Annotated in this window: 22 protein-coding genes and 1 tRNA gene; 10 read left to right on the top strand and 13 right to left on the bottom strand. The window is 38.9% G+C overall.

Annotated elements, in window-relative coordinates; translation table 11 throughout:
- Positions 1-40: 40 nt before the first annotated feature.
- Together petC and NMG86_RS01340 are read right to left on the bottom strand one after the other, a co-directional pair.
- Positions 41-580 carry a cytochrome b6-f complex iron-sulfur subunit gene (petC, locus tag NMG86_RS01345; protein ID WP_026796844.1) on the bottom strand — a complete coding sequence of 180 codons (540 nt, stop codon included), beginning with the start codon at positions 578-580 and terminating at the stop codon, positions 41-43.
- A gap of 286 nt (positions 581-866) precedes the next feature.
- Positions 867-1,352: a CRR6 family NdhI maturation factor gene (locus tag NMG86_RS01340; RefSeq protein WP_026796843.1), complete on the bottom strand. Its 486-nt coding sequence runs from the start codon at positions 1,350-1,352 to the stop codon at positions 867-869.
- A gap of 293 nt (positions 1,353-1,645) precedes the next feature.
- Here NMG86_RS01340 and NMG86_RS01335 point away from each other — a divergent pair, with 293 nt between their 5' ends.
- Entirely contained in the window at positions 1,646-2,086 is a 441-nt protein-coding gene (locus tag NMG86_RS01335; RefSeq protein ID WP_026796842.1) for a Fur family transcriptional regulator, read from the top strand.
- A 142-nt stretch (positions 2,087-2,228) separates the two neighbouring features.
- On the opposite strand, the gene NMG86_RS01330 is transcribed toward NMG86_RS01335, so the two are convergent.
- Together NMG86_RS01330 and NMG86_RS01325 are read right to left on the bottom strand one after the other, a co-directional pair.
- Positions 2,229-3,587: a MurL C-terminal domain-containing protein gene (locus NMG86_RS01330; RefSeq protein ID WP_237747572.1), complete on the bottom strand. Its 1,359-nt coding sequence runs from the start codon at positions 3,585-3,587 to the stop codon at positions 2,229-2,231.
- 63 nt (positions 3,588-3,650) lie between these two features.
- The gene (locus NMG86_RS01325; protein WP_026796840.1) at positions 3,651-5,162 is read right to left on the bottom strand and encodes a radical SAM protein; all 1,512 of its coding nucleotides are present in this window, start codon (positions 5,160-5,162) and stop codon (positions 3,651-3,653) included.
- Positions 5,163-5,487: 325 nt separating this feature from the next.
- Here NMG86_RS01325 and NMG86_RS01320 point away from each other — a divergent pair, with 325 nt between their 5' ends.
- On the top strand, positions 5,488-7,422 hold the full coding sequence (locus tag NMG86_RS01320; protein WP_026796839.1) for a cation:proton antiporter: 1,935 nt from the start codon (positions 5,488-5,490) through the stop codon (positions 7,420-7,422).
- A gap of 12 nt (positions 7,423-7,434) precedes the next feature.
- On the opposite strand, the gene NMG86_RS01315 is transcribed toward NMG86_RS01320, so the two are convergent.
- Together NMG86_RS01315 and NMG86_RS01310 are read right to left on the bottom strand one after the other, a co-directional pair.
- Positions 7,435-8,859: a hemolysin family protein gene (locus NMG86_RS01315; protein ID WP_042155012.1), complete on the bottom strand. Its 1,425-nt coding sequence runs from the start codon at positions 8,857-8,859 to the stop codon at positions 7,435-7,437.
- 26 nt (positions 8,860-8,885) lie between these two features.
- Positions 8,886-9,581 (bottom strand): hypothetical protein, encoded by a 696-nt coding sequence (locus NMG86_RS01310; RefSeq protein ID WP_026788340.1) that lies wholly within the window; start codon positions 9,579-9,581, stop codon positions 8,886-8,888.
- 286 nt (positions 9,582-9,867) lie between these two features.
- Between NMG86_RS01310 and NMG86_RS01305 the strand changes: the two genes are divergently transcribed.
- Positions 9,868-9,940 (top strand) — tRNA-Met (locus tag NMG86_RS01305).
- Between the two features lie 144 nt (positions 9,941-10,084).
- Positions 10,085-10,267, top strand: coding sequence for a hypothetical protein (locus NMG86_RS01300; RefSeq protein WP_026788339.1), 183 nt, complete (start codon positions 10,085-10,087; stop codon positions 10,265-10,267).
- 112 nt (positions 10,268-10,379) lie between these two features.
- On the opposite strand, the gene NMG86_RS01295 is transcribed toward NMG86_RS01300, so the two are convergent.
- A complete protein-coding gene (locus tag NMG86_RS01295; protein WP_071783067.1) occupies positions 10,380-12,731 on the bottom strand; it encodes a tetratricopeptide repeat protein in 2,352 nt (783 codons plus the stop codon).
- A gap of 643 nt (positions 12,732-13,374) precedes the next feature.
- Positions 13,375-13,623, bottom strand: coding sequence for a hypothetical protein (locus NMG86_RS01290; RefSeq protein ID WP_026796838.1), 249 nt, complete (start codon positions 13,621-13,623; stop codon positions 13,375-13,377).
- 162 nt (positions 13,624-13,785) lie between these two features.
- On the opposite strand from NMG86_RS01290, the gene NMG86_RS01285 reads away from it, so the two are divergent.
- A complete protein-coding gene (locus NMG86_RS01285) occupies positions 13,786-16,287 on the top strand; it encodes a glycosyltransferase (protein WP_043938919.1) in 2,502 nt (833 codons plus the stop codon).
- Here NMG86_RS01285 and NMG86_RS01280 read toward each other — a convergent pair.
- From NMG86_RS01280 to NMG86_RS01270, 3 genes are all read right to left on the bottom strand, one after another.
- Positions 16,279-17,559 (bottom strand): RNA-guided endonuclease InsQ/TnpB family protein, encoded by a 1,281-nt coding sequence (locus tag NMG86_RS01280; RefSeq protein ID WP_233423065.1) that lies wholly within the window; start codon positions 17,557-17,559, stop codon positions 16,279-16,281. The genes NMG86_RS01285 and NMG86_RS01280 overlap by 9 nt on opposite strands.
- A 262-nt stretch (positions 17,560-17,821) precedes the next feature.
- On the bottom strand, positions 17,822-18,031 hold the full coding sequence (locus NMG86_RS01275; protein WP_026796836.1) for a hypothetical protein: 210 nt from the start codon (positions 18,029-18,031) through the stop codon (positions 17,822-17,824).
- Positions 18,028-18,372 carry a hypothetical protein gene (locus NMG86_RS01270; protein ID WP_026796835.1) on the bottom strand — a complete coding sequence of 115 codons (345 nt, stop codon included), beginning with the start codon at positions 18,370-18,372 and terminating at the stop codon, positions 18,028-18,030. The genes NMG86_RS01275 and NMG86_RS01270 overlap by 4 nt, the downstream gene beginning before the upstream one ends.
- Positions 18,373-18,493: 121 nt before the next feature.
- Here NMG86_RS01270 and NMG86_RS01265 point away from each other — a divergent pair, with 121 nt between their 5' ends.
- From NMG86_RS01265 to NMG86_RS01245, 5 genes are all read left to right on the top strand, one after another.
- Positions 18,494-18,976, top strand: a complete 483-nt coding sequence (locus NMG86_RS01265; protein ID WP_233423082.1) for a hypothetical protein — start codon at positions 18,494-18,496, stop codon at positions 18,974-18,976.
- Positions 18,976-19,422 (top strand): DUF7689 domain-containing protein, encoded by a 447-nt coding sequence (locus NMG86_RS01260; protein WP_087882245.1) that lies wholly within the window; start codon positions 18,976-18,978, stop codon positions 19,420-19,422. Before NMG86_RS01265 ends, NMG86_RS01260 begins: the two co-directional genes overlap by 1 nt.
- Before the next feature lie 559 nt (positions 19,423-19,981).
- Entirely contained in the window at positions 19,982-20,317 is a 336-nt protein-coding gene (locus NMG86_RS01255) for a hypothetical protein (RefSeq protein ID WP_026796833.1), read from the top strand.
- 43 nt (positions 20,318-20,360) lie between these two features.
- Positions 20,361-20,612 carry a hypothetical protein gene (locus NMG86_RS01250; protein ID WP_026796832.1) on the top strand — a complete coding sequence of 84 codons (252 nt, stop codon included), beginning with the start codon at positions 20,361-20,363 and terminating at the stop codon, positions 20,610-20,612.
- On the top strand, positions 20,609-21,043 hold the full coding sequence (locus tag NMG86_RS01245; protein ID WP_026796831.1) for a type II toxin-antitoxin system VapC family toxin: 435 nt from the start codon (positions 20,609-20,611) through the stop codon (positions 21,041-21,043). The genes NMG86_RS01250 and NMG86_RS01245 overlap by 4 nt, the downstream gene beginning before the upstream one ends.
- A 3-nt stretch (positions 21,044-21,046) precedes the next feature.
- Here NMG86_RS01245 and NMG86_RS01240 read toward each other — a convergent pair whose 3' ends face one another.
- Both NMG86_RS01240 and NMG86_RS01235 read right to left on the bottom strand, forming a co-directional pair.
- Positions 21,047-23,284: an O-linked N-acetylglucosamine transferase, SPINDLY family protein gene (locus NMG86_RS01240; protein WP_026796830.1), complete on the bottom strand. Its 2,238-nt coding sequence runs from the start codon at positions 23,282-23,284 to the stop codon at positions 21,047-21,049.
- Between the two features lie 125 nt (positions 23,285-23,409).
- Positions 23,410-23,994, bottom strand: coding sequence for a type IV pilin-like G/H family protein (locus NMG86_RS01235; protein WP_274518196.1), 585 nt, complete (start codon positions 23,992-23,994; stop codon positions 23,410-23,412).

Raw genomic sequence — 23,994 nt, 5'->3', positions numbered from 1 at the left:
GTATTTATCTAAAATCTAAAATCCTAGAATTTAAAATTTATTAAGACCACCAGGGATTTTCACCCGAGCGGAAATCGGTTTCTGTCCAAGTTGTAAAGCTCAATCTATCATCCGCAACCGTGGCGTGAACCAGGGGTAAGGATAACGGTGCTGGCCCACGAACAACCTTGCCCTCGGAGTTATATTGAGAGCCGTGACAGGGACACATAAATTTATTTTCGCTGGCATTCCAAGGGACAACGCACCCTAAGTGGGTACAAACCGCATTGATTCCATATTCCGCTAAGGAAGAATCGGATTCAATCACCATATAGGTGGGGTCGCCTTTTAAACCTTGGGCTAAAACCCGGTCGCCGGGTTTATGGCTGGATAAAAATTCACTGACGATAACATCGTTACCCAGAGCATCTTTAGCCGTTACACCACCGCCAGCCGCACCACTAGAGGGGGGCAGAAAATATTTGATCACCGGATACAGCGCCCCGACAGCAACGCCTGTAACTGTACCGAAGGTCAGTAAATTCATGAATTGACGACGCCCCATACTCGGAGCATCGGAGGTTACTGAAATTTGAGTCATAACTGACGCCGCTTGTCTGTGTGATTGTTACTTAATACTGGGCAAAGAAGCCGTTAATCTACTGAATTTAGTTGAACATCTGACTCACTCGATTGAATAACGGCAAGCCCGATCTTCCTTCTATAAGCATTATCACATTATTTGCACCCATGTTTATTGGGTGTTGACCGTTAGGGTTGAGGTGTTGAAAGATTGGGGTGTTGGCTATTAATGGTTAGCGATCGCCCCTTGTTGATTTTTTCCCACCCAACTTTAAAACAACCCTGGGAAGCAGCCCTCCCAACCATTAACACCCTTGGGTATAAGTCTCAAAGAAGGTATCATCAAGGTCATAGCCTAGCATTTGAGCCATGGCCATGAGGCGGGATTTACTGGGAAGGTTGTTTTGGGTGAACCAGTGGTCAAGGATAAAGATCTTTTGCATTAAGAAGATTTCTAGGGCTTCCGGATTATATTGGATGCCTTCGGTACGATGGAATTGATGGGGGACGAGCATCGCCACATAACGGGCTAATTCCCCAGATTTCCAGTCCAGAAACAAGGGTAGCCAAGGATATTGGGCGTCTAGGCGAATAAACCATAGGCGAATTTCAGGAACTTCTGAAATTTCTCTGGGGTCTTCCGGGTCACGGGGATAATCGATCTCGAAGCTAATCTGCTGTTCATAGGCTGTAATATCGTTATTTTTAGATAGGGAATCGATCACCGTTTGCACAGGAGACAGATCTAAACGATTTACTTGCTCAGAATTCAGCTTGATTATAATTGCCATTCAATGTCAACCTTTGCAGATATAGCAATCCTATTTGAGTTGTGTTTAAAATCCCTGATCAAAAGGGAACACCGGAACAGCCCCCCCAAACCCCCCGTGCACGGGGGGAGGGATCTGGGGTAATACTTCTAGCCGTTTCATATCAGTATTGAAATGTTACAACCTATTTAGGATTGCTATAGAAACCACTGTTTACTATAAAATCCCTAAGATACAATAGAAAGTATAGTCTAAGTATGGGATCGGTGATCCTAAAACTATTGAAATTTCATAAATAAACTGAGGCGAGAATAGTGAAACCAATTCGTTCTTTAGAAGATGCAATCAATTATTGTCAAGCTAAAGGAATGCGGCTGAGTCGTCAACGTCGTTTAGTTTTAGAATTGCTGTGGCAAGTTCAAGAACATTTATCAGCCCGGGACATTTATGATCGATTAAATCAACAGGGTAAAGCTATTGGTCATACATCAGTCTATCAAAATTTAGAAGCCCTATCCCGGGAAAATGTGATTGAATGTGTGGAACGTTCCGACGGCCGTTTATATGGACATATTAGTGATTCCCATTCCCATGTTAATTGTTTAGATACCGATAAAATTTTAGATATTCATATCGAATTACCCCCGGAATTATTAGCCCAAGTTGAACAACAAACAGGCGTTAAAATTACAGATTATCAAATTAATTTTTATGGTTATTCTGTTAATATTAACGAACCCATCTCTCACTTGTAGGGTGCGTAAGCAAAGCGCACACACAACAACATCAATACTCAAATTAATGAAATAAATGAATATTAAAGCGGTTAGTTAACTCAATGGATTACAATAATTAATATAACAAGAAAAATCAGCAGTGCCAGTGGGCAATACTTTTTTAAAACTGCTCTTTTAATTGAGCAAAAATCTGATGGGGAATGGCGTGTTCTTTTGCGTAAACAAAATTATACTTTTGTTCTATATTCTGCCAATCTATAGAAGTGTCTGAAAGAATTTCTTGAGAAAACATTTCCACCGCTTTACCTGATAAACCTTTCTCAAAACATTTTTTCATCAGCAAACGACTTTCACCAATTTCGCCAATACATTCAAAAGGGGTATGGGTTGATAAACCTAACATTTCTCGAAATGTAGGCTGTAAATCTTCATCATTAAACAAATTTGATTGAAATATTGCATCAACTTGTTCTGGCTGACAAAAAGCCATTAATCCCAACCAAACATAAGCACATTTGGGGCATTTTTTACACCAAGGTTTTTGAATATTACAGGAATGGATTTTAGGAATAACTTCGGGATATTTACTTAAATTTTGAAAAATGCGGAAGTCATAAATGGGTTGTAAGATGCTGAAATATTTAAAATTAGATAAAAGATGGTCTTGAATAAAGTTATCTAAAATTTGTTCAGCTTCCAGACTTTTACCCCATTGATGATTAACTTCTTGTCCGATTTCTGACCAAAACAGATTCCCTGTATTAGCACTTTTTTCATGGGCTAGACATAAATATTTGTATCCCCCATCGAGTATTAAAATTAAGGATTCAAAGATAGAAACAGGGGTTTCTGGGGCGGTAATTCCTGAATTTTCGGGAAAATATAACTGGAGAAAGGGAAAGTCAATAAAATCATCAAAAATTGAGATTTTATGGCTTTTAATAGCTTGAATATTTTCTAGGACTTGGGAAATTAAATTGTGTTGTATATCGGCTTTACCATAAACACTATGGGAATATTGCATAGAAGCAAAAGGAATATCTGCTTCTTGCAACATTTTCATGGCTAAAATACTATCTTTACCGCCCCCACAACCTGTAAGAATTATAGGATTATCCCCTAAAATCGAAACCGGATAACTTTCTCCTAGCTCCTGTGAATAGATAATTTCAGGCTGTTGATAATCTGTGACATTGTTTTCATACCAATGTTGACCAAATACTCCTTGATAGATTTTGAGAAATAAATCTAAAACAGGCTTTTCCAGATTGGGAGAAATTTTGGAAATATCGTAATATTTGGGAAATAAGGAACAGAATTTCATGCCTTCAAATAAGGCAATATGGGCAGTAATGCGTTCTATTAATGGTTGAGAATACTTTTCTATTAGTGCTGAAAAAGAGACATCATGATAAAAAATTTTGGTGGAAAATTGAAATTTATCGGCACTATAAATAATATCGAGATGATGTTCATGAATTGTTAAATTATCTATTTTAATGACTTCAATTTTCATCATTTACCATAATCGGTTGTAATATTTTAGGGTGGGGGTTGGGAGACCCAACCCTCTTGGCACTAATCAAGAATTACCTGATTTACTCACAGCAGCCATTTTGGTCAGTCCTCCGTGATAGTTGATCAATTTAGATTCAGCTTTACCGATTTGAGCTAACCGAAATTGCCATTCAGAAATATCTTCATAGCTGAGGTGGTGGGTATCACAACTAGGTGTCCAGAACCCACCAATAATTGAGGGATCATCAAAACGCAATAAACCAGATTTGCGAATGTTTTCCCCTTGGGGTGTTCCGGGTATGGGGGAAATAGAATAGGAAGCGACTTGAAATTCTAGGTGGGGGTTAATTTCTCGGAGTTGTTGATGGAGTTCTAAAACAGCTTCTTCAAGACGCAATAAACTGTCATGGTTGTCATCGGGAAAGCCAATGATTAAACCATAGACAATTACGGGAAGACCGACTCGAACAATCGCTTGCATCATCTCACAATGCTGTTTCCAGGGTAACAGCTTGGCATAGGATTCTCGGCCAAAAACCGGACGTTCGGCGGGAATATAACCTAGAAAACCGCCAACTTTGCCATCCCATCCCCAAAGGGCTTCGATCAATTCTTCGTCCGGTGAGAGGTCTGTATGATCGTAGTTGCGTCCTCGGCCCAAAGTCGCTTTTCTGAGTTCTAAACCATTCGGCCACAAAAGCGGCATTCCCATTTCTCTTGCGCCTTTGGTAATTTCTAAAACTTCCTCTCGTCCACCAGGAAACAACACTCGACCGAGAAATTGATCGGAACCCATGACTGTACATTTGGCCCCGGCTTCCTTCTGACGAGCAACCCACTTGAGGGTGGTTTCCGGTGACATCCGCCGAAACCCCGATGTGTAGGTTGGAGTTTGGCAAAAATCACATTTGCGATCGCACCCAATGTCAGGATAGACCGAGCCAATGGGTACAAGGTCTTCGATAAAAGGTTCTTCTGAGTATTCTTGACCCAAACATTGCTTTGCGACTTCCACCGATGGGAGTGCCCACTCATCGGGACTCATGGCTTTCGTGCGGGTTCGATAGGAATGACCATCAGCCAAGATCACACCCGTGAGATTTTCCCGTGGAGTTTTTCCCAACACATGATCAAAAATCGGCCAATTAGCTGCACCAGATTTATCAATTACAATCGCTGTTGCACCCGCTTTCAGATAATGCTCCGGTTCAGCAATGGCGTCAGAACCTCCGACGACAACGGGTTTGCCTTTACTGGCTAGATGGGAGATCGTCATACAGGTGACTTGACGTTCTTGGGTGTAGTTAACGGTAACACCCCAAGCATCATAGGTTTCTGGGTCGATATCCGAAATCTTCCGCCCAACATAAGCTTTGGTCAGATTCATGCCTTTCCAGGTAACATCTCCGAAGGGTTCTTGACAATCACCATCTTTCAGATTAACCAATTGAGCATCGAAACCACCCGCTTGTAGGTCAGCCATTAAAACCTGCTTACTTAGGAGGGTATTGCGTCTATATAGTGCCGTCCAGTTATGTCCATCTTCGTCATATAACCCCAGGGCGGGTACTTCCACAAGTCCAACTTAGTTGCACAAAATAAATTACCTAGTTGAGAGAGGGAACACCGGAACAGCCCCCCAAACCCCCCGTGTACGGGGGGCTAGGGGGGAGGGAACAGGGTAGAGGATGTGTAATTAATTTTATTTAGGTACTTATTACTTGTAAACATCTTAATTTATTTCAAAATAATTGAGGTATCTCTACCAAAATCAATATTTAATACACACTTAAAGAAGCTCATATTTGTATGACAATACATTGATGATTTTGGACATAAGCTATAGTGAAACAGAATACAACTCTTTTCAATTCGGTGGGTAGTCTGCAACAATAGCGCCTATGGAAACATCATCTTTTCAGATCACCCTGTTAATCGTCATTACCGTCATGGCTGGGATTTCGGCTCAAGTCTTGGCAGACTACCTGAAAGTTCCTGCCATCGTATTTCTGCTATTATTCGGCATTCTGGCGGGGAATGACGGCTTGAGTTTAGTACAGCCCAATCTTTTAGGAAGTGGTTTAGAAGTCATTGTCTCCCTATCGGTAGCCTTAATTCTATTTGAGGGGGGATTAAGTTTAGACCTGCGGGCGCTGGGTCAAGTCTCTGGGAGTGTTCGCAATTTAGTCACCTTTGGCACTTTAATCACCCTGATGGGGGCAGGAATAGCCGCCCATTGGTTGGGGGAATTTCCTTGGCCCATCGCCTTTCTCTACGCGGCTTTGGTGGTGGTTACAGGCCCAACGGTCATCGGCCCATTGCTGAAACAGGTTTCCGTAGACCGTCAAGTTTCCGCTTTGTTAGAGGGTGAAGGGGTTCTAATTGACCCAGTGGGGGCGATTTTAGCGGTTTTAGTCCTTAACGTTGTCCTGAATGGCAATGCTGACCCCCTAGAAATTATGGGACAATTGCTCTTGCGTTTAGGTATTGGGGCGGGAATTGGGGTAATTGGGGGAGGGATTTTGGGATGGTTATTAAAAACTGCCCAATTTATGTCGGAAGAATTAAAGAATTTAGTGGTATTAGCGGCTCTGTGGGGATTATTTGATACCGCCGAATTGCTAATGAGTGAATCGGGGTTAATGACAACGGTTGTCGCCGGAATGATGGTGCGTTATGTCGGTGTTCCTGATATGCGTCAGTTACTCCGATTTAAAGGTCAGTTAACTATGTTGGCGGTGTCGGTTTTATTTATTTTATTGGCGGCGGATTTATCATTAGAAAGTATAGTAGCTTTGGGATGGGGAAGTGTATTAACGGTTTTCGCTTTAATGTGGGTTGTGCGTCCGATTAATATTTGGCTTTGTACTTTAAATAGTAACCTGAATTGGCGACAAAAATTATTTGCGTCTTGGATTTCACCCAGGGGAATTGTTTCGGCTTCTGTTGCTTCTTTGTTTGCGATTTTACTTACCCAACGGGGAATTAATGGGGGAGACTCAATTAAAGCTTTAGTCTTTTTAACTATTATTATGACGGTGGTAATTCAAGGATTAACTGCCCGATGGATGGCGGAAAAATTAGGAGTAACTTCCCAGTCAGTAACCGGGGCGGTGATTGTGGGTTCAAATCCTTTGAGTCGATTAATTGGTAGATTGTTCCAAGAACGGGATGAGTTAGTGGTGATGATTGATACTGATTCTGAAGCCTGTGAAACAGCGAGAGAGCAAGGGTTACGGGTTTATCAAAGTAGTGCTTTAGATCATAATGTTTTGGAGGAAGCGGGATTAGAATTAATGGGAACATTCCTAGCGATGACTACTAATGGGGAAGTTAATCTGGTACTCGCTGAACGTGCAGATGCCGAATTTAAACCGCCCCGGGTATTAGCATTATTTCCCCGGGAACCTCAAACTACAATAACTGTTAATCGGGAGAAAGTTCAACAGGCTTTTATTCCAGATGTTTCTTTAAAAGAGTGGAATACTTATCTGGAAGACAAGGAAGTAAAATTAGGTGAAACAGTATTACGTCAACCCGGATTAGAATTTCAAATAGCCCATCTACAAGCATTAATTCGTTCTGGGGAATTAATTCCTTTATTAATAGAAAGAGATGGCAATTTCCAAGTTTTAGCCGCTTCAGAATCTTGGCAAGTTGGAGATCAGATTATTTATCTTCTTCATGATCCTAAACCCACTTTGCTTAAGCGTTTATCCGGTTCTCAAAAATCTAATTTAACCTTAGAAAAACATCCTGCTGTTGAGGAAGTCCCTTTATCAGTTATCAGTAATCAGTTATCAGTTATCAGTTATTGTAAATCGGCTAATCTTTAAACTGATGACTGATTATTCTTGTTCGGAACTTTCAGAAACTTCAGGAATATCCTGGGATTCCTCAACTTCTATATTAATGGTTTCTGAGGGAGTTTCTAGGGTTTCTGGTAGAATCGTCCGAATTTCAATCTGATCTAAACGAGGGCCTTCTGTTGATAAAATAGTAAAATCAAAAGTTTGATAATTTAAGGTTTCTCCAACGGCGGGAATTTTTTGGAATTGATAGATCAAAAACCCTCCAAGGGTTTGATATTCTTCGGTTAAAGGTAAGTTTAAATCTAAACGTTCATTCAGTTCTTCTAAGTCCAATTGAGCTTGAACTAAAAAAGTATGATCGTCAATAAATTGAATCGTAACATCTTCAGATTCTGTGGAATTAAAATGATCCCCAATAATTTCTGCAATCACATCTTGAATAGTTACTAATCCGGCTGTTCCTCCAAATTCATCAACTACAATCACTAATTGTAACTGCGATCGCTGCATTAAAGACAATACCTCATTCAAGGGCATTTGTGCAGAAATAAACCGTGCCGGACGTACCCAAGGTTTGATTAAACTACTCTGAGATAGTAACCTATCTGCTAGGGGTTTAGCTAAATCTCTAAAGTCAATTGTTCCTAAAATATCATCTAAAGATTCTCCCATAATCGGATAACGGGAATGTTCAGAATTTGCCATTTCATTCAGTAACATTTGGAACGTAGCGTTATTAGGAATAGCTACAATACTGGTACGGGGAACCATGATTTCTTCCGCGATTACATCCCCAAATTCAAACACATTATTCAGTAATTCTCGTTCCTCAGCTTGTAAACCGATCGATTCACTGGAGGTGGTAATCATTAATTGCAATTCTTCCGAGGTGACTCTGGTATAGGGATGACCCGTAAACTGAATTCCACATAATTGCAATAACCAACGGGTCGATTCATTTAAACTCCAAACAAAGGGTTTAAAAAAACGGGCGATCGTTAAACTTGGAGGAGCTAAAAACCGAGACAATTGTTCAGGATAGACTAATGCTAGGGATTTAGGATATAATTCTCCTAGGACAATTTGCAAATAAGCAATTAGGAAAAATGCAAAAATCGGAACTACTAAGGAATGAGAAATCGCATTCTGGAAAGAAACAGGTAGGGGTAAAGGAGTAAGAATTTCCTTTAAGGTCATCGCTACCGTTGCTTCTCCAATCCAACCCAATGCTAGACTAGAAAGGGTGATTCCTAGCTGAGTTGTAGACAGAAATAAATCAATTCTTCGTTGCAGTTGTTGAACGGTTCGCGCCGGAGCATCCCCTTCATCAACTAATTGATTAATACGCGATCGCCGTACCGAAACCATGGAGAATTCGGCCGTCACAAAAAAGGCATTAATCGTAATCAAAAATAGCACTGAGAACAATCGCCACAGCACATCTTGAGTCGTGAGTGTCATGATTACCTTTGCACAAATCCAGATGTCTATTGCGCCACAGGAATGCCTGACATCTGCAATTGCATTTTTTGGTCAGGATAATCAGTTAAACTCATGGTTAATTCCTTGGAATTTTCGACTAATGCCGTGGGAATTGTAACCGTTCCCTGATATATTTTGCCACTAGGAGGCAATTGACCGGGTAATTCTTCCACACTCGCGCTCAAAGCACGACCCTTATCATCGGTAACATTTAAAAAACTATAGAGAAACCGAACAGATTCTTGGCCTTCATTTTTCAGGTTAACGTTTAAAACCAAAGAATTTCCTTTACGAGTCGCCTCTACCACTTCTAAGCTGACTCCCCCATCCCGGCTAACAATAGGAAACACTGATTTATTATTCGCTACTGGGGCGGGGGAACTTTCAGTTTTCGGTTTCTGGGCTTGGGTAGAGGTGGGTTTATTAGCTGCTTTAGCCGATGCACTCGCCACTTCTTCCTTCCCTTCCATGCGTTTCTTAACCGTTGCTAGGATATCCTTCTCTTTCAGCAACAGCACCCCATCATGGCGGTTTCCATTTTTATTTTTATTGGCTAGGTTGTTTGGACGCACATCGGGTTGTGTAATTTCTTTCAACGCCGAACGACCCAGACCATAGCCCCAGACGGAACTGGTAAAGCCAGCCCCAAACATCATGGTTAGTAAAACGACAGTCAGAACAACAGTTGAATTTAGTCCCATCTCAAGATTTAGATATGATTTAACTTGCCATTTTAAGGGCTAATACCGAATGATATGGTATCACCTATAAAGCTTACTCGGAATTTATTCGGGATTAGCGATCGCTATAGCGCCCGCCAAGGCAGTTAAGACACCAGACGGATCTTGGAACCCAGACGGTAAAGTGTTTTCCCCCGGTGTTCCCTCCCCCCTAGCCCCCCGTGCACGGGGGGTTTGGGGGGGCTGTTCCGGTGTTCCCTGCTATATTAACAATTTTGGGTGCGAGTATGGTATTGTATTATCGGAAGCGCCCTTGGCCGATTGGGGAGGCAGCGAACTCATAATTCGCCTTCAGACTGGTTCGATTCCAGTAGGGCGCATAGGCTTTCATCAGTCCCTAGAATCAATCAGGGTCTAACAAATGGGATCTTTTGCTTCAGCAAGGCCTAATTAGAGATTAATTTCAACCACAAAGGATTAATAATGTTAAATTAATAACTGATTTACTGAGAGAGGAAAAAAACATGGATGCAAATACTATTAAGCAAAGAGTGGCTTTAATTGAAGGTAAACGAGAATCCCTCGTTAAACTTTTGGAAAAACCCAATTTAGGAACTCTTAGAATAGACGTTAATCAAGCCCTAGAGGAAATTGATGAATTAATTGAAGAATTTAAGCGGACTTTTCCAGATTCTGATCATAATTAACGGTCAATTATTTTCTATTGGCAATGGGGAATAGGCAACTTTCCTATTGACCATTGCCTATTCCTATCGGATAGATGTTGTTATTAGAATCCTGAATATTCGTAAGCAATCCCTACTGATTTGAGGACAAATAAAATAGCGCCGAAGCAGCGACAACGGTTTGATAAAATTCCTCTAACCCAGCCACGCAAACTTGATCATCAAAAATTAGATGATGGCGATCGCTCATCTGTTCAGAAATTGTTTTGCGCCATACAGAATCTAATCCTAATTTAACTGCTATTTTAACATATTCTGCTTCATTTTCTGCAATTGTTTCGGTTAAACCAATCATTTTTAAGAAACTATCAGCATGGCGTCCGCGCATAAATTCCCCAGGACAAGTTACAATGGGTAAATTACAAGCGATCGCTTCTAAAGATGTATTTCCTCCCGACCAAGTAAAGGTATCTAAAAACACATCAGAAAGCAAATTTAACATCAAATAATCAAACCTTTCAGGGACGTTTCGATGTAAACAATAGTCTTCATAATTTAACCCATAATTAGCAAATGCTTGTTTTAACCGATCATTTAATAGTGTTCCTCGGAAAAATAAAAACTTAGCATTAGGAACTTTTACTGCAATTTCTGGTAAAATATAATCATATTGAGGAAGATATTTAAAGGGTGCTTGACAACATAAATAAATCACCGCATCCTCTGGTAAATCATAATCTGATCGAGTTTTAATTAACGCTGGAATATCTTGCGGTTTGGGATAAGCAACCCCAATATTCGGTAATAAAATTAACGTTTCTGAATAATGTTCCTGGGGGTTCTCTGGTTCCATTAATTGACTAGAAAGAAAATAATCAATGGTGGGTAGTCCCGATGTTACTGGATGACCCCAAGCGGTGCATTGAATAGGTGCTAAACGCAAGGCGGCGAGTTCCATTGTTGGGGGGTTCATGCCAATTTCTGGATAGACTAAAATATGCAGTTTATCCTTTAAAATTTGTTCAGCAACCGCTTCTAAATTGTCTGGAATATGATAGAATTTATAGCTATATTGTCGAAATTGTTCCGTAACTGGATCGGGAGAATTGCCAGTATAATAAGAGTAAATTTCAAACTTATCAGAGTTAGCATACCGCAACCAACCCGTTAACCAAAGTGACCCGCTATAACAATGCAAATAGTTAGAAACATATCCAACTCTAATTTTATTCTCAACTGTTGGTAGGGTTAACGGTTGCACCCATTGGGGATATTTTGCTGACATCATCTGATGGAGGAAATCACCATAAATCCGTTGTTCTTCTATAATATTTCTCGCTTGATAACCCAGGTAGAAATTAGTAAATCTTCCCATTCCTAAAAACGCTGGTTCCAAGGTTTCATAATCATTAAAATCTGTTGTTTCAATTAAGGTTTTTAATCCTTTGTTAAACCGTTCTTGATAATAGCTGATTTCCTCAACGGAGTGATAAAACATCGGAACTATTAAATTTTTAAGCAATGTAAAAGTATAATCTTTCGGTAAACATTCCAAGGCAATTTTCGCTTGTGTAGCTGCTTCCTCTGTTCTTCCCTGATAGAGAAGATTGGTAATTAGGGTAAAGTGGAGAGGTGCAAATTGAGAATAAAGCTCTATGGCTGTTTTTAAGCTATTAATTGCAATATCATATTCTCCTGAATTCCAGTAACATTGATGGATTTTTTCATAAATATTAACATCTCCCTGTTGTAAATCCAGTAGTTTTTGATATTGGGCGATCGCTCCTTGATAATTCCCTAATTCATACAAGCGATCGCCAAAACTGCTATAATAGGGTGCGGGGTTTTGTTGCCTTTCTTTAGCTAGTTCTAAATTGTGCAGAATATCAGGATTATTGGGAATAATTTGTAAAGCAATTTGATAATTTTCTAATGCTGATTCTATTTGATTTTGCAATAAAAAGAGATTCCCTAAGTTTAAGTAACTGCCAAAATGATTCGGGTTAATATTAATTCCTTGACGGTAAACGGTTTCTGCTTCTATAAATTGCCCTTGTTGCGTTAAGAGATTTCCTAAGTTATTATAGGCATCAATATAATCGGGTTTTAATTCAATTGTTTTTTGGTAGGCTGCGATCGCTTGTTGAATTTGATTCAATTTTTCATAACTCATTCCCAGATAGTAATAAGCTAAATTATTAATTTGATCTAGTTCTAAAACATGAGACAATACTAAAATAGATTGAGAATAAATTTCTTGTTGATAGTATAAAATTCCTAAATTAACCCAAACTTCAGTGTTTTTTTCTTGCCATCTAAGCAATAATTTATAGTGATTTTCAGCTAAATCAAACTGTTGATTTTGATGAGCAGTTATCCCTTGTTTATAAATTTGCTGTAACTGTTCATCTGTGGGTTTTTGTTCTGCTAATTCAATAATTTCTTGGATGACAGAATCTTGACGTTGTGCTTGAAATATTTGCACTGAATAATTAAATGTTCTGTTCTGGTTCCAACTTAAAACTTGAATTTTATCAGTAAAATGACTATTTACTAAAATAGATAATTCTGGAAACAGTTTTGCTTGTGGATAAGAGGCTAAAAAATCCCAGATTGCTTGCTGAACAAAACTAATATTTCCATGATCAACTATAATTAAAGCTGAATCTGATAACAGGGGTTTAGCTAATAATAAAGCTAATAAAGTAGAACGATAATCGGTTGAACTCTGGACAACATAAACCCCTATTTTAATCTCCGTTTCCAGTTGTCGCAGTTCTAATAAAAATTCTTCAACATCTTGGTTATCGGAAAAATGGGTTTAAAACCCCTAACTTCTAGTTAGGCTTTATATTGGGTTGTCTATTGACATCTGATCGATGCTCCCATTTCAGGTAACAGGAAAGGTAAAAAACCTGTCTAAAAACCTAGTCGCCTAACGGCAGAACACTGAACCTTGACAATTGAATCTATAGGGTTCTACTGCACAGTTCTAGTTTCCCCCAGCAGTGGGTAAAAGATTCATGGGAGCTAGGCAACCAGTTTTTTGAAACAAATTTGTTTCAAGTAAAAAAGAACTCGCAGCAGTTCGACAGGCTCACTGCGAATAGGGTAGGGCATACCCAAATTTACGCTTGGGGAGAATCCCACCTCTGGTTAAAGCACTGCAAGGTACTTTGATTAAGTGGTTTCGTTGAACCAAGAATCCCCACGCCTTCAGGCTGGGGAGTGTCAAAAAAACAAACCTGTTCCTCCAGGTTAAACTGATGTAAATTTTTAAATAGCTGTTCTAAACTTTCACTATCTGGTGTAAAATCAGGATTGTCATTAATAGCATAGGCAATAGCTTCTGGTTGATTCAAAAGCGCACCAATCAATGTTAAACCCTGTTGTGTTCCAATCTCACAATAAATTTCATTCGGTTCCAGACTAGCAACCGCACAGTTGAGTAACGGGAGAGCGATTTGACGACGTAAGTAGTGCTTTCTTAGCTGTCTGATTCCTGTCGATTTATTTTAAATAATAAGGAGCATAATAATATGGAAAAATATCAACCTCTTATTAGTATTGGTCTGCCAATTTATAATGAAGAAACTTATCTTCAAAAAACCCTGGAGTCAATACTCGGACAGGATTATCAAAATTTTGAGTTAATCATTTCAGATAATGCCTCCAGTGACAATACTCCTGAAATTTGTCAGGAATATACTCATAAAGATGATCGGATTCGTTATTGTCCAAATCCCACTAATATCGGTGCATCAGGTAATTTCAAAAAGGTAGTTGAATTAGCACAAGGAGATTATTTTGTTTGGGTATCAGGACATGACTTGTGGCATCCTCAGTTTCTATCTCATTGTGTCGAAGTGATGTCTCAAGATGAATCTATTGTTCTGTGCCATCCGCAAGCAATGTGGATAGATACGGATAGTCAGCCATTGGGAATCATACCAGGTTCAGTTGACACTAGAGGATTAGACACAATATCTCGTGTTAATGTCGTTTTATGGGGATTAGGATATTGCTATCCAGTTTATGGTTTGATTAAACTATCTGCTCTGAGACAAGCAACATTAGGCTTAAAAATAATAGGCCCTGATGTCCTTTTGTTGGCAGAATTGTCTTTATTTGGAAGCTTTGCCCATCTTCAACAACCATTGTTATATATTCGGCGCATGGCTGATTTTGGGGATTGGAATAGATACATTGAAAAAGTTTTTAATCAGCGTTTATCAGAATTATCTGCAAACCAATTGTTTTGGGAAATCATAGAATCACATTTGCTAGTCATTGGGAAACACCTTCAACCTTCACCACAGAAAGACGCAATTGTAGTATCTATTGTTAATTGTTTGTTGACTAAATATCAATGGATATTAACTGGTATCATGCCATCTACCAGATCGGGTGAAAATACATTAGATGAGTATCATCAACATATATTGGACTTGGTTAATAATACAAAAACTTTTAGTAATTTTTTAGAAAATCTCATATTAAATCCTCATGCAAATAGTGGTTCAGTAACAACTGATTCTAAAGTTTCAATCAGTCATCCAAAAATTATAATTGATGGTGTATTTTTCCAAATGTATCAGACGGGTATCGCAAGGGTTTGGCGTTCATTATTAGAAGAATGGAAAAATAACGGTTTTGGTCGTCATATTATGATTTTAGATCGGGATGGAACCGCTCCCAAAATTCCTGGGCTTTGGTATCGAACAATTCCTGCTTATGACTACAATAATACTGATGCTGATTGTCAAATGCTTCAAGAAGTTTGTGATCAAGAAGGAGCAGATTTATTCATTTCGACTTATTATACAACTCCTATTTCAACGCCATCAGTTTTTATGGCTTATGATATGATTCCTGAAATTTTAGGGGGTAACCTAGATGAACCCATGTGGCGGGAAAAACACAGAGGAATTGCCCATGCGTCGGCTTATATTTCCATTTCAGAAAGTACAGCGAATGATTTAGTTAAGTATTTTCCTGATATTAATTCTGAGATTACAGTAGCTCACTGTGGGATTTCTGGTTCTTTTTATCCTGCGCCCATTGAAGAAATTATTCAGTTTAAAACAAAGTATGGAATTAATAAACCCTATTTTCTATTGGTTGGGGCAGGCAGTAATTATAAAAACGCTATTTTATTTTTTCAAGGGTTTGCTCAACTTCAGAGTAAAACTGGATTTGATGTAGTTTGTACAGGAACAGGTTATTTATTAGGAACGGAATTTCGAGAGTTAGCAGCAGGGAGTGTTGTTCATTCTTTATATCTCAGCGATGAAGAACTCAGAGCCGCTTATTCAGGTGCAACCGCCCTGGTTTATCCCTCTAAATATGAAGGCTTTGGAATGCCAATTGCAGAAGCTTTAGCCTGTGGTTGTCCTGTTATTACTTGTGCAAATGCTTCGATTCCTGAAGTCGCAGGAGAGGCGGCAATTTATATTAAAGATGATGATATTGATGCCATGACTGATGCTCTTTGTGAAGTACAAAAATTCAAAGTCCGTAATAGTTTAATGACTAAAGGACTAGAACAAGCTAAACAGTTTTCTTGGTCAAAAATGGCTGATACTATCAGTTCGGCTTTAATTAATGCTACTCTGATCCGTTTTAATTTAAGAGAGATTAATTTAGTTATTTTTCCCGATTGGAGCCAACCAGAAGAAGTGCTTTATACCGAATTAGCGAATATAATTAAAACGATAACAACTCATCCCAACCGAAGCAAAATAACTTTACTTATTGATCATCAAAACATATCAGATGAAGATGCAAATTTAGCATTGTCTAGTGTGATGATGAATTTGTTAATGGAAGAAGAATTAGAGCTTGATGACAGTGTAGAAATTGTTTTAATGGGTCAACTAAATTCCAGCCAGTGGTCTGCTTTATCTTCTCAACTACAGGGTCGAATTAAGTTGAATGCTGAAAATCAAGAAGCGATCGCATCTGTCGGTGCAGAAATCATCCCAGTTTTTGACACTCTCAGGTCTGAAGACGCTGAGATTCTGCGGACAGAATTAAATTAATTTAACTCTCGCTACGACTGCCAAAGATCGTCTACTGAGTTGATCAAGCCGTATACCCAATCTTCCCGATACTTTGCTTAAAATATTGGCTGCGCCATTAAGGTCAGCATTAACAAAAAATCCATCGGCTGTCCGATAAAGTCCACGCTTAATTCTGTTTCCAGATGCTTTCCACTCAATCGGTTTTTCACCGTACTTGGGTAGGGAGTCCCCATCTAAAAAACTAGCTTTTGAAGTGTAGGCTTCTTCGGTTTCAATAAATCTAATCCTGTGTAAATCACAAAGTTGTTTGACACGGGATTTTAGTTTACCTAAAGGCATTTGAATAAATTTTTGATTATTCAAATTACCTAGATTAGTATTAGTTTTAAATCCTTCATTCCAACCCATTACCAAAGTGCCAATGCCACATTTAAGGCAGTGGTTAATCATCAGTTTAGCTGCTTTATTAATCCCGTCACGCATTTGGTGATTGCGTTTACGAGTTACACGGTCTAACCAATTGTCCCAATATCCTTGGGATTTACCTTCTTTGCGTGTTGATATTTTTTTGTTCCAAAGTTGATTTTTAGCTTTCAAATCTCTGGCATCAATCAAAAAGGAATTTCCCAAGGTATCAACACAAGCTGCTAAATTATCAGCAGTTCCCAGGTCAATTGATAAGGCTTGACTGATATCTAAATCGTGTTTTTGTTTTTCTACTTCATAAGACATTTCCAAATAAAAAACGCCGTTCTTAGGTAAAATTGTAAACTCCTTAACTTTGGAATAGTCAAGATTTGATGGCATAGGTAAGAAAAATTCAGATACCCCAAACCATCTTTTAACTGTTGTTCCGAGAGCGAATCTAAGTTGACCATCAATCAGTGTTGGTCTTTGTCCTCCTGAATTGGGATAGGCAACTTTAAATAGTTTAGAACCTGTTAAATAACCAGGAGGTTTAGGTCGAAAATGTAATTGACCTTTGGTATACAAATCTCTTAGATTCTTAAAAGATTTGAAGGATTCTGTTACCGACATTAGGGTCTGTTGCATCGGCGTTGATGGCATTGATTGTGCTAACAAAGACTTGGCCACCGATGGTTCAAATGCTAAATCAAACTTTCCGGTTAATAATTTCCCGGTCTTAAAAAATGTTTGACGGGCAAAATAAACTCCTGTATTGTATAATTTTCCTGATTGTTGACAGAGATACTCTATCAACGCATGGGTTTCCGAGTCGGTACAGAGTAAAACTTGCTGTACTCCCATCATTATATTTGTTTTAGTCATTGACTCGACTATCACGACTTTGTTGGCCTCTTTATGCTAACATAATCTAATATTTTTAGGGGAATAAATTCCCCTGTGTCGTGTTTCCTCTCAGGTCTGAAGACACTGAGTTTCCACACTCCCATCATGATCTTATGATTTAGACAACTAAAAACTTGCCTTTGCTAACCCTTTAAAACTGGTCGTAGAAACGTTAAGTGGAACGTCTCTACGACCGAAATTGATTTCATGGCTGACTTATTTCAAAAAGTATTCTTTAACATCAAGTCTGACTCTTTTGTTCCACCTCTTCACCCTTATACTTAGCTAATCGGTATAAAGTTAGTGGACTGTGACGGTTATGTTCTTCTACCATAGCGATTAATTCATCCAGTGCGAGGGTAACAGCGTCAACCCGACGGCAGGCATCACGCATCCGAGCGACATTTCGCGCTCTTGTCTCTGCATCTGGTATTGTTCGTTCTCTATTCATGGCAGATTCCAACTTCTTTTGATTTCCATAATGCTGGCCTCAACAGCATCAGAACTTGCTGATGCCTCTTCCACAGTTTGATTCAATAAATTGATCATAGCAGTAGGAGCAATAGGTTGAGCCTCAGCGATCGCTAATGTCAGAGTAGCTAGACGGGAATAAGGGTTTCTCAGACGTTCTGCGCCATTTTGTAATTGTTCCAATTCTGGAATTGTTTCCTCCGTCTCACCGTAGTCTTCAAACAAATGATACTCGGCTGTTTTTGCTTGATCGATCAATTCAACTAAACGTCGTTGCAGGTTGAAAATAATCGTCAAAGTTTGAGAGTATACTTTTGCCATATTGAACTTAATAAATGTACAACCTACCACAATACAATGATTTGCTGTTAACTAGGTTAGAGAAAATCCCGCCATAATAGCAGATAACCTTAATTTGCTATACAGTTTATCCTTAAGAATAATGAAAGTTATTGAAATTACTGAAACAATAGACACACTTGCGGACTATGCAAATAGTCAAGAAGTGATTATTTTAACTCGAAATGGACAAGCGATCGCAACACTAACGCCACTAAAATTTGATCAGAATATAGACAACATTTCGGGTGATTTTAGAGAGATGATTGAGGAAAACCAGTCTCGCAAAAAAACTGAATTGGAAACCACTTTTTATCAGCTTGTCGAGCAATGGAGAGGAGAAACTCGCGGGGTTTCCTCCACTGAACAATTATCAATGCACTCAGCCTATCAGCAAATTATTGGTATGGGCAGTGATGTGATCCCAATGCTATTACGGGAACTGGAAAGAAATTCTGGGCGTTGGTTTTGGGCTTTAAAATCAATTACCCGCGAAGATCCGGTAACTCCAGAACAGCAGGGAAAGACAAAAGAAATGATTGAATCTTGGTTAAATTGGGGGAGAAAAAATGGTTATATATTGTGATGAATGAGGACTGGATAGCTAGGGTTAAAGTTTGGATAGAACGGGATTTTCCTAATTTATCAACCACTGGTTATAAAATTACCAGTCCTGATACGATCAATTACAATTGTATTGCTTGGGCAGCAGGTGATGACCAAAGGTGGTGGTGGCCGGATTCGCAAAATATTGATTACTGGCCGGAGGAAGTACCGCGCGAAGTGACACTGGATGCTTTCAAGCAGGCTTTTCAAACTGTTGGTTATGAAGTTTGTCAGACTGATAGTTTGGAGTCTGGATGGCAAAAAATAGCTATTTATGCGGATTCTACAGGAAAACCAACACATATCGCCAGACAATTATCTAATGGGAAATGGACAAGTAAGCTAGGGCAAGATGAGGATATAGAACTTGACACTCTCAGGTCTGAAGACACGCTCGATTCTGCGGACAGGATTAGTTTAATCTAATTCTCGCTACGATTGCCGCATATCGTCTACTGAGTTGATCGGACGAAAAACCCGATCTTCCCGATACTTTTACTTTTGAATCAAAACACTTTCAGAAGATATCACTAAGCCAAATTGCGGTACGCTCCATATCCTGCCTTTACTTGCTCCTTGCTTGTCATACTGCCGTTAGAATTAAATCTAACCGTTGTTTCAGGGGAGCCGGGATTTCTCCGATACTAGGATACTTCAACACGCAGATATTTATTGTTCTTACTCATGTGTTTTTGATTCTAGCACATTTTTTGATATTTCAATGGGAATAAATTCCCCTGTGTCGCGTTTCCTCTGGTGGTCTGAAGACACTGAGTTTCCACTCTCCCATCTTTTTCTTATGAAAAAAACCATTAATCAGAATAGCTAACAAATTAAGTAATCCCTATGATTGTCAGTTTGGGGTATTTGAACGAAGTTACGCCCTTCCAGCCTGGGGAAAATCAAGGTTTTACCTTCAAGTGATATAAAGAAGGATATAATAGCAAATAACCTTAATTGGCTATACAGTTTATCCCTAAGAATAATGGCTCTTTTTACCATTGAAATCCCTGAAGAACTTTCCGCTCAACTTACTCAATTAGGAGACAAACTGCCTGAACTTTTGCATCAGTGTCTAGTTCAATCTCCACTTCCGGCTCAGGTTTATCACTACATCCTGACTTTTATCGCCAGCCAACCCACTCCTGAGCAAATTTCCCAGTTTCGTCCCTCCCCGGAAATGCAAAGCCGTTTGCACACTCTCTTAAATCGTAGTCAATCGGGCGAACTAACTCCTTCAGAAAAACAGGAACTTGACGAATATGAACGCATCGAACACTTAATAATTCTGCTAAAAATGGGCAATTTACCTCAATACTGATAAATTAATAATAGAATAGAATTACTCATATTGGGGAAACGAAATGAATCCGATTGTCCTAGATAATCTCAACCCCGTTGTTTTTGATAAAATTCGCAGTTTGGCGCAAAAACATAACCGCAGTTTAGAGGATGAAATTAAAGCAATTCTCACCCAAATAGCGGAAGCAGAAATCACCACTCAAGTTTCTGCAAGAGCTAATTTCCGAGCTAAACTTTTTGTAGCACGTCAAAAACATGGCAATCAGATATTTAGTGATAGTGTAGAACTTCTGAGAGAGGATAGAAATCGTTGAATACATTCGTTGTTGATGCCAATGTAGCAGTAAAATGGGTATTGTCTGAGATTCATTCGGAAATTGCTCAGTGTCTCTTAGATGATGCCCATGAATTATTAGTACCTGATTTCTTTTTTTCGGAAATTGGTAACATTTTATGGAAGCGGGTACGACGAGGAGAAACCACCTTAGAACTCGCTCAAAATGATTTAACTATTTTAATTGGAGGAGATTTAAAAATTTATCCCTCACAGTCCTTAATGCCAATGGCTTTAGAAATTGCTGTTCGAGTTGACCAAGCTATTTATGATTGTGTTTACCTCTCCTTAGCTGTTACTAATAAATGCCAGATGGTAACAGCAGATGAAAGATTTTACAATGCAATTTATAGAGATGTACTATCTCCTCATATTTGTTGGATAGAAAATTTTCCTTCTTCTGAATCGTAAGAATCAATTCTTCCCCTCAATATACTTCTGCCACATTTGTTCATAAGCATTTTCCATTTCACGGGTAAACTGTTTCCCATTCCACAACGGAGCCGTTTGTCTATTTTTCCTTAATTTCCAAGCAATTTGTTGGCGTAAATTTTCATCTTTTCCTAACTTAATTCCCCATTCCACATATTCCTCATCTGTCCAAGCAATACCTTCTGTAATTCCAGCATTGATCATCATGGTGTAACTATTTCGAGCCGCAAATTGTTGTCCAACTCTTGTTACTATTGGAATCCCCATCCAGAGAGTTTCCATTGTGGTTGTGGCGCCATTATAAGGGTAGGTATCTAAGACTACATCAGCAATACCAAGGTTTCCTCTGTGAATTTCCTCAGAAGCAGCCAAAGGTAAAAACTTTAATCGTTCACACTCTATTCCTTCAGATTGTGCAATCTCAAAAAAGAAGTTTTCCAGAGATTTTTGATCAGATAAACCCTTAACTAAAAGATAGCTATTAGGTACAGCTTTGAGAATTTGTAATTGTAACCTTACGATGTCTGGATGACATTTGTATGCTCTTTGGGCGGTCAAATAAATAATAGAATCATTGGGAATACCTAGCTCATCTCGACGCAGGGTTGGTACACCCACTTCAAAACCATCTACTGCAATATAAGTTTGAGGTAAACGCCAAATTTTCTCAGTATAGTAGGCTTGAGCATCCTCTGGAAGAACATAAGGATCAGCGATGTAATAATCAATCATCGGGATATTACTGGCATCCCAACCCAGCCAGGTAACTTGAACAGGCGCGGGTTTAATCGCCAAAATGTCAGCATTATTTGTGAGTGTAATGCTATCCAAATCTACTAAAATATCAATCTCATCTTCATAAATTTTTTCAGCTGCTTCTATTCCACTTAATCCTAATAAATGACCTTTGTTAACATGATCAAAGTACCAATTTTTTAAAGGATCATTGGTTTTTGCTGTACTCATGAAGTAACCATATATTTCAAAGCGGTTATGATCATGGTGCTGGAATATCCATCGCGCTAACCAACCAACAGAATGAGAACGTAAACAATGAGAGAGATATCCTATTTTTAAACGTTTATTGCTACGTTCTTCAATTTTGATCAGGGGTGACTTCCACTTCCTAAATTTTTCTACTTCCTTGAGAGCATAAGATTCAATATTCAACTGGGCTATTTGAGCCAGTTGGCGACGAATTGCTAAATTTTTATGAGGATTATCTTGAAAATACGCGAAGAAAAAGCTAGATGCAAATAAGCGCACTGTAGTTGCAGGATCTAAAGATCGTGGTTGCTGATCAAATAAAGTTTGCAGCAGTGAGAAGTGTTCGTTGAGTGTAACAGTAAACTCATCCCAATATCCTCCAGCACTCATCAAAGCTCGCATCAGCATATAGTTAGCATAAATTTTATTTGTTAAAGTATCAGCAATAGATATAGAAACTTTAGCTGTTTCTATCCCTTTATTAAATTCTGAAATATTCTGATAAAGTGCTGATAAATTTATCAATAACTCATAATTTTGAGGTTCAAGGTGTAAACATAACTCAGTATATTTGACTGCTAAATAATGCCGATAAGAGATATAAGCAGTTCTATAAATAAATTCAATAAAAGTGACTATAAATGATGATGTATCTTTCACATAAGGTAAACACGCCTCTGTGAACTCTAAAGTAGATGGAGAAAATGGATCATAATCTAAAACACTTTTTAAAACTTCTAGTAAAAGATCAGAATCTACGCCAATATATTCTTCTGAATTGAGGAAATCTATCACTCCCCATTCTTTTAAGTCTTCTCCAGTATAGGTTTTAATAACGGTTGATAATCCGATTAAATGCAATAAATTATTGATATCTTCCGGGTTGATTTCTCGAATATGCTGACGAATAGCCCAAGCATTTGTATAATTTTTTAATTCTAACTGATGGTCAGCTTCAGTTTGCAAAATCTGGATCAGTTCTACTGTCCATTGCTCAATTTCTTCTGGCTCCCCTTCCGCCATTGCACATAACCAAGTCGTTTGTGCTTCTGTTTCTTGACCTTGTAGCAAGAGTGCTAAACCTAAGTACCAATAGTAAGCTTTACACTCCGGTTGAGCTTCAATGGCTTGTTCATAGAGTTGAGTCACTACCCCATAATTTCCTTTTTGCCAAGCATCATCAGCTTGCTGCTGCCCATCAAAAGATAGAGTTAAAGATTGTTCTGATATCATTAATTTAGAAAATCACAGTTATTTAATCACTACTAACTGAATAGCCCCACCCAATCATCAAATTTGATTAGGCAGGGTTACACCGTTTCTTATATTAGGAGAGTCAACTAATGGTCTGTTTGGAATTACTTAGTGACTGCGGTCATAGTAGCACCACAAGCAGGTGCGGCTGTACCATCTGGTGCTGTTACAGCAGGAGTGCTGCCAGCTGCTCCTTCACATAGGGTACTTTGGGTTGTTTTGTCAGCAGTCCCAGTACCTACTAATGCAACGATGCCTGCGTAAGACTTGAGACCTCCAGTTGCGAGTGGTACGGCTCCAGAAGTAGAACCACCAGTAGCAGTAGGGCTTACGCCATAAGTGTAGTTGTTCGTTGAGGTTTTGATCCCAATTTGTAAAGCATCGATTGAGGTACCAAACGCAGTATATTCTACGTAATAGGCCTGTTGACCTTTATTGATAGAAGCTAAGTATTGTTTCCCTTCAGACTGTTTAGCTTTGCTCGCTTGGCTGAGGAAGGAAGGCAGAGCGATCGCAGCCAGAATACCGATAATGATAATAACGACTAACAGTTCAATTAAGGTGAAACCTTCTTCTTTTTTTCTATTAGAAACGTATTGCAGGAATTTCGCTTTAAATTCAGTCTTCATAATCTTTTCTCCGTTTGGGGGGATGTTTAACTTTTTATCTGGTAGTTCTAACTTACCCAC

Source organism: Planktothrix rubescens CCAP 1459/22, assembly GCA_904830895.1.
GTDB lineage: Bacteria > Cyanobacteriota > Cyanobacteriia > Cyanobacteriales > Microcoleaceae > Planktothrix > Planktothrix agardhii.
Note: the sequence above shows the minus strand (reverse complement) of the source record. Positions and strands in the feature narration are given on the sequence as shown.